The sequence below is a fragment of the Sphingobium quisquiliarum P25 genome (assembly GCF_000445065.1).
Taxonomy (GTDB): Bacteria; Pseudomonadota; Alphaproteobacteria; order Sphingomonadales; family Sphingomonadaceae; genus Sphingobium; species Sphingobium quisquiliarum.
Genome location: NZ_ATHO01000181.1, coordinates 1 through 692, shown reverse-complemented (window position 1 = coordinate 692; position 692 = coordinate 1). Strand labels below are relative to the sequence as shown.

The following is a 692-nucleotide window of genomic DNA, read 5'->3' as shown; positions in this document are numbered from 1 at the left end:
CGGAGGGGGAACGGGCGCGAGCGGCGGCGGCAACGTCCTGACTTCCGCGCTGGAACAACTCTCTCCCGCACTGGTGACCGCTGGCAATGCCGTGCTGGGCGTATCGGACGGGCAGGGCGGGGTGACGACCCCGGTCGCGACGGCCCTGCCGGTGCTCCAGCCGGTGACCGGCACCATCACCCGCGTGCTGAACGACACGGGCACCGTCCTGGTCGATGCGGGCGAAGGCCGCACGCTGCTGCTGCAAGGGGCGCAGGGCGTCGTCGGGGATCTGGTGTCGATCGATGTCGGCGGCCGCACCGTCACCACCGGGCTGGATGGCACGGCTGGCGCGATCGGCGTCGGGGTGCTGGGCTCCACCCAGCCAAGCGGCACGCTCGCCACGGTAGGGGTGCTGAATGCGGGCAACACGGCGCTCGCACAGGTCAACGGCATCGCGGATGTGCGGGTCACCAACATCACTTCGGCAACCGGCGGGATCTCGGAAAATCTGCTCAACGTTGCCCTGGGAGGAAATCAGTTGCTCGGTACAAGCGGCAGTCCGGCGCTGATAGAGGCGAACGTCCTGCCCGGCGGTCTGCCCGTGGCTGGTACGGGGCCGGGCGCGGTCGGCGGCGTTCTGGCGCCCGCCGGATCGGTGTTGGGCAGCGTGACCGAAGCCGCCAGCGGCCTCACCTCCACGGTGCAGCAGG

At 70.7% G+C, this 692-nt stretch carries 1 protein-coding gene; it reads left to right on the top strand.

Going from position 1 to position 692, the window contains the following annotated elements; all coding sequences use genetic code 11:
- On the top strand, window positions 1-692 hold a 692-nt coding region (locus L288_RS43550; protein WP_021240131.1), incomplete at both ends, for a hypothetical protein.